Raw genomic sequence first — 5,088 nt, forward strand, 5'->3', positions numbered from 1 at the left:
CTGCAGTAAGTGATGATTATAAACTACAGCTAACACCTGATGAATACCTGCAAGGTGGGCCGTTTGCGCCTTTAAGTAATTGGCTTGATACTCACTTGGTTAAATTTGGTTTTTATCGCCCTTACCAACATGATTTAGGCGGCGTCGCACCTGAGCTTTGGCATATAAGCCATATCAAGCAATCACAATTGTTAGTGAATACGTTTAGCGAGCAAGTACTTTTTGAATGCATAAAAAATAGTGAACTACAGGGTAAGCAGGCAATACTTGATAACTTACCTGCTATTTATAAACGCTTTGTAACAAACGTGAGTCCACCATAAAAGAAGGTTAACTTAAATAATATTAAGCCTTCTTTTTATTTAAAATAAATACCAGCACAGCGCCTAATATTAAGGAGCTTGCAACTATAAACTCCATTGTTACCTGCTCTGATAAAAACAAGACCCCGGCAATGGCTGCAAGTACCGGCACACAAAGCTGCACAACAGCCGCCTGGGTGCTTTTAAGCAGCGGCATTGCCACATACCAAACACTGTAACCAATTCCAGACGCTATCGCACCCGAGGCACATGCAAGCAAAACCCCTTCAATACTCATATTTTTTAAATAACTCATACCAACAAGTAATAAAATAGGGATAGCCACTAAGCTTCTTATAAAGTTAAACCCCGTAGTACGCAGTGGCGATACGCACACTTTACCGCGAATACTGTAAATACCCCATGCCACACCACTGAGTGCCATAAGTGATGCACCTAATAATGAAGGTACAGCAGCAGATGGCAGCATTAAATATACAAACCCACCTAGCGCCACTATAAACGCGCACCACTGAAGCACACTCAACTGCTCTTTTTGATATATACCCCAGCCAATCATAGTGAGTTGCACGGCTGAAAACAAAATCAGTGCACCGGTGCCTGTATCTAGCTCTACGTATGCAATCGAAAAACAAAGTGCATAAACTAATAGGCTTATACTGCTTCGCCAGCTTCCTTTATCGCTTAAAATAGCGGGGTTAAAAGTGCCTTTTCGTTTTAAATTATGAGTATAAATAGCCATTATAATGCCCAAACACGCAGCACCACTGAGTAAGCGAATAACTGTAAAGTTCCAAGCATCTATATAGCCTTCGGCTAAAGCCATTCTGCAAAAAAGAGAGTTTGCAGCAAACGCAATTAAAGCAATGATTGTGTACAACGTAGCTTTCAAAAAAAATTCCTTAGCAATAAAAACGAATTACAGCGTTATTTCAATTAATCAACTAATTAACCTACTAAGCTCAAAATATTGTCATAAGCGCCTATAAAACCGCTTACTGAGCAGCACATTTAAACAGGATTGGTATAACTGTGCAAAGAGAGTATTTAGTTTTAATAAATTAGATCATTTATACTCAAATCTTAGCCGCATTTGCAAAATACGGTGTCTACAACACAAGATATCCTTTTAGTATTTTTCGTATACGACTTAGTGAATAGCAATTACTTCATTTAAAAAATTCATTTATCGTTACGCTTTAGAGATCATTGTATTCAATAAGACCAATAAAGTACCTTAAGCATTTCAATATTGTTACCCAACAAGAAAATTCACACTTTGTTCACCAATGTCATTTTATATTTCTTTATTAGCAGGCAGTTTTATTCTACGATTTTTTACAATATTTCACACATTTAGCTAAAAATAATATGTTAATGTATACAGGTGAATTGAGAGGAGTGCACAGTGCGCCTAAGTATAATTTTAAGCTTTTGTTGTATTTTAAGTGGGTGTAGCACAATGGGCTTTAATGACCTATTTAATGACTATGCCACGCAAATGACACCAATAAGAAATGCGATCGAGAAAAACAATATCGAAGAAGCGCAATCCCTTATTGCCAATAATAGCACCATGCACAGCAGCTACTTACTCAACCAACTTGAGCAAGCTCGCTTAAACGACTTTGCCAATAAGCCACAAGAGGCACAAAGTAAATTTGAGAACGTGTATACGCAAATGCAAAAAAAACGTGAAGCCGCCAAAATACAAGTAAGTGCGGGGCTTGAGCAAAGCAATGCGTTATTTACTAACGACTCAGCCATAACTTATGTGCCACCGGCTTACGAAATGAGTATGCTTCATAGTTATAAAGCACTTAACTACGTGTATAAAAATGATGTAGAAGGCGCTTTGGTCGAAATTCGCCGCGCTAATAAAGTACAAGTTGATGCACTAAGCGAAAATAAAACAGATGGCGACTCAACAGTTAAGGAAGCGCAGCAGCACTACCCTAGCATGGGCAATGTGACCAGAGACGTGAAAAATGGCTTTCAAAATGCCTACACATTTTATTTATCTGCTTTGCTTTACCAAAGTGCTAAACAGTATGACGATGCTTATATTGATTATAAAAAAGCACTGGCTATACAACCTAACAATATTTATTTACAGCAGGACGTAATGCGCCTTGCTAAAAAACAAGGGTTTGACCAAGACCTAAGCGAATTTAAAAAACGTTTTAGTGATGCACCCACTATTTCTGCAACACAAGGCGAAGTAATTGTTTTATTTGAACAAGGCTTAGTACCAAAACAAGATGAATTTAAACTGCGCTTACCAATTTATTCATCACGCGGCGATGCACGCTTTTACAGCCTTGCAATGCCAGTATATAAAGATAATGCCTATGTGCGCCGCCTTAATAATATAAACTTAGATGCACAAAGCTTAGAGCTGAGCCCATTAGTACACATTGAAGCACTTGCAGCAAAAACATTAGAAGATCAAATACCTGCAAAAGTAGCTCGTCAAGTGCTTAGGTTAGTAGCTAAAGAAAAAGTCCGTGCAGAGCTTGCACGCAGTGCTGGTGACGTAGGTAATATACTTGCCAATATTTATAATTTGGCTTCTGAGCAAGCTGATACACGCAGTTGGCTTACACTTCCAAATCAAATAAGTGTTGCAAGGCAAAGCCTAAACGCAGGTGAGCATTCTCTGCATATAGGCACACAAACACCTATAAATTTTACCATTAGTAAGCAAGGGTTAACGTTAATTTACTTAACCTCTATTAATAACTACTTTAATTATCACGTAGTTCAACTTTAGGGCCTATTGACCTTTCGAGGTTGAATTTACAGAAGTATGTTTGGTTTTTAGGCAAGGCAGAGCCTATGTAGTGTGGTTGTTCCCCATAAATAGGCGATAACGCAGCATAAATGCCAAACATGCGCTGCCCGTTGGGTTCGTCCTAGGAACGATTTACTCTTTGTTGCTCGGTTTTTACTTAGCCCACTAGGTTACAAACCTCGCGCCTCGATTAAATCGCCCTTAGATAAAATAAATTTTAATCCATAAAGGTCAATAGGCCTAGGAGCCATCATGAAATACATAGCGCCATTATTAGCAGTCTTAATGCTCAGTGCATGTTCCAGCAAACCGGTTACATCGGGTATTTCTGTTGAACAAAATAAAAACCAGTTTAATGAGCAATTACGTGTAGATAACCCAGAGCTTGGTAAAAAGCTGGCAATTACTGATGTAAAAACACGTCAAACCAACCAGTTAACCGATGTAGTAGTGACACTCTCGAGCCAGTATAAAAAATCACAGTATTTGCAGTATCAATTTAATTGGTTTGATAAAGACGGCTTTGTTATTAAAGGCAATCATTCACCTTGGCAAGCTCTCACCTTATTTGGTTTTGCAAAAACACAATTACCGGGCTTAGCACCTAGCTCTGATGCGGTTACCTTTTCTTTAGCAGTAAGAGAAGTGTCTACCGAATCACAAGAATTTAAAGATTAAAGGAAACAACCATGATCATCAGTAACAAATTTAAAACAGCATCAACTTACGCTTTAGTTGGCTTGAGCGCTTTAGTGTTAAGTGGCTGTGCTAATAAAGCCGTAGTAAGTTATGGCGATGCACAAGCAGTAGAAACGACAGATATTAATTTTGGTTCTACCGACTTACAAAAAGTAGCGAGCCAAATGACCGACTCATTACTCAGCTCACCTGTTGTTGGCACAATGACCGCTAATAAACGCCCTGTAGTATTTGTTGAGCGTATTAAAAATAAAACCAGCGAGCACATTGATACAGAATCAATCACCGATTCAATCTCAACACAAATGCTACGCAGCGGTAAGTTCCGTTTTGTAGATATGACCCGTGTTGAGTCAGTACGTGAGCAATTAACGTTTCAAAATGAAGATGCTCTTGTTAACCCTGCAACAGCCGTTGCATTTGGTAAACAAATTGGTGCGCAATATATGTTATATGGAAACTTATCAAGTATTGTTAAATCAAATGCCGATAAATCAGACGTATACTACAAATTTACAATGCGTTTAATGGATATGGAAAGCGGCCTAGTTGAGTGGGCAGACGAAACTGAAATTCGTAAAACTAAAGAAAAATCAACCTTTGGCTGGTAGCTAATACTAATCTGCTTATATATGGGGTCTATTTAACAATAAGAAAATTACGCTAGAGCTAGGCAAAAATTTTTGTATCTAGTTGTTCTAAATAAAAATTTTTAACGACGTTATAGCGCAATTTAATTCGTTAAATTGATCAAAGATTTATGCCGGTTGGTATAAAAGGAGCTAGTTATGAAAGCAATTACTCTAATTATGTGCGCTTTACTTACAATAAGCGCGCCTACGTTTGCTAAATACGAGCGCAATAAAGCAGTCCCTGTGCAGCAAGTTTTATTTGGTGACGTAAAATCGGTACGCAATATTACCGAACAAGAAATCATTCAAGATAAAAACAACGGCTGGAAAACCTTCGGCGGTGCATTACTCGGTGGCGTAGTAGGCAACCAGTTTGGTGGTGGTAGCGGCCGTACAGTAGCAACAATATTAGGTTCGGTAATTGGCGGCAGTGTTGCACATAATAGGCAGCAGCAAAGTCATTATCAGCAAAATCACTTTGTAGAGTTATTAATACAAGTTGAAAATGGCGACCAGTTTATGGTTGTTCAAGATCAGGACCAATCAATGCGTTTTAGCAAAGGCGATAACGTAAGATTAGTGTACTTGAACGACAACACAGTGCGTGTAGATAAAGCGTATTAAATAGTTATGTCTATTG

5 protein-coding genes and 1 pseudogene are annotated in these 5,088 nt (G+C 38.4%); 5 read left to right on the forward strand and 1 reads right to left on the reverse strand.

Annotated features, from left to right (window positions below; genetic code table 11):
• Nucleotides 1-323, forward strand: a pseudogene (locus CXF89_RS18205) (D-alanyl-D-alanine carboxypeptidase family protein); the annotation flags it as partial.
• A 22-nt stretch (nt 324-345) separates the two neighbouring features.
• Here CXF89_RS18205 and CXF89_RS18210 read toward each other — a convergent pair.
• Entirely contained in the window at nt 346-1,215 is an 870-nt protein-coding gene (locus tag CXF89_RS18210; RefSeq protein ID WP_121955389.1) for a DMT family transporter, read from the reverse strand.
• A 516-nt stretch (nt 1,216-1,731) separates the two neighbouring features.
• On the opposite strand from CXF89_RS18210, the gene CXF89_RS18215 reads away from it, so the two are divergent.
• From CXF89_RS18215 to CXF89_RS18230, 4 genes are all read left to right on the forward strand, one after another.
• Entirely contained in the window at nt 1,732-3,096 is a 1,365-nt protein-coding gene (locus CXF89_RS18215) for a COG3014 family protein (RefSeq protein WP_121955390.1), read from the forward strand.
• Between the two features lie 273 nt (nt 3,097-3,369).
• Nucleotides 3,370-3,795, forward strand: a complete 426-nt coding sequence (locus tag CXF89_RS18220) for a YcfL family putative periplasmic lipoprotein (protein ID WP_007582549.1) — start codon at nt 3,370-3,372, stop codon at nt 3,793-3,795.
• Between the two features lie 11 nt (nt 3,796-3,806).
• Nucleotides 3,807-4,427 carry a penicillin-binding protein activator LpoB gene (lpoB, locus tag CXF89_RS18225; protein ID WP_007375407.1) on the forward strand — a complete coding sequence of 207 codons (621 nt, stop codon included), beginning with the start codon at nt 3,807-3,809 and terminating at the stop codon, nt 4,425-4,427.
• 177 nt (nt 4,428-4,604) lie between these two features.
• Nucleotides 4,605-5,072, forward strand: coding sequence for an outer membrane lipoprotein (locus tag CXF89_RS18230; protein WP_121955391.1), 468 nt, complete (start codon nt 4,605-4,607; stop codon nt 5,070-5,072).
• Nucleotides 5,073-5,088: the final 16 nt, after the last annotated feature.

This window comes from Pseudoalteromonas sp. MelDa3, assembly GCF_002863625.1.
Classification (GTDB): Bacteria; Pseudomonadota; Gammaproteobacteria; order Enterobacterales; family Alteromonadaceae; genus Pseudoalteromonas; species Pseudoalteromonas arctica.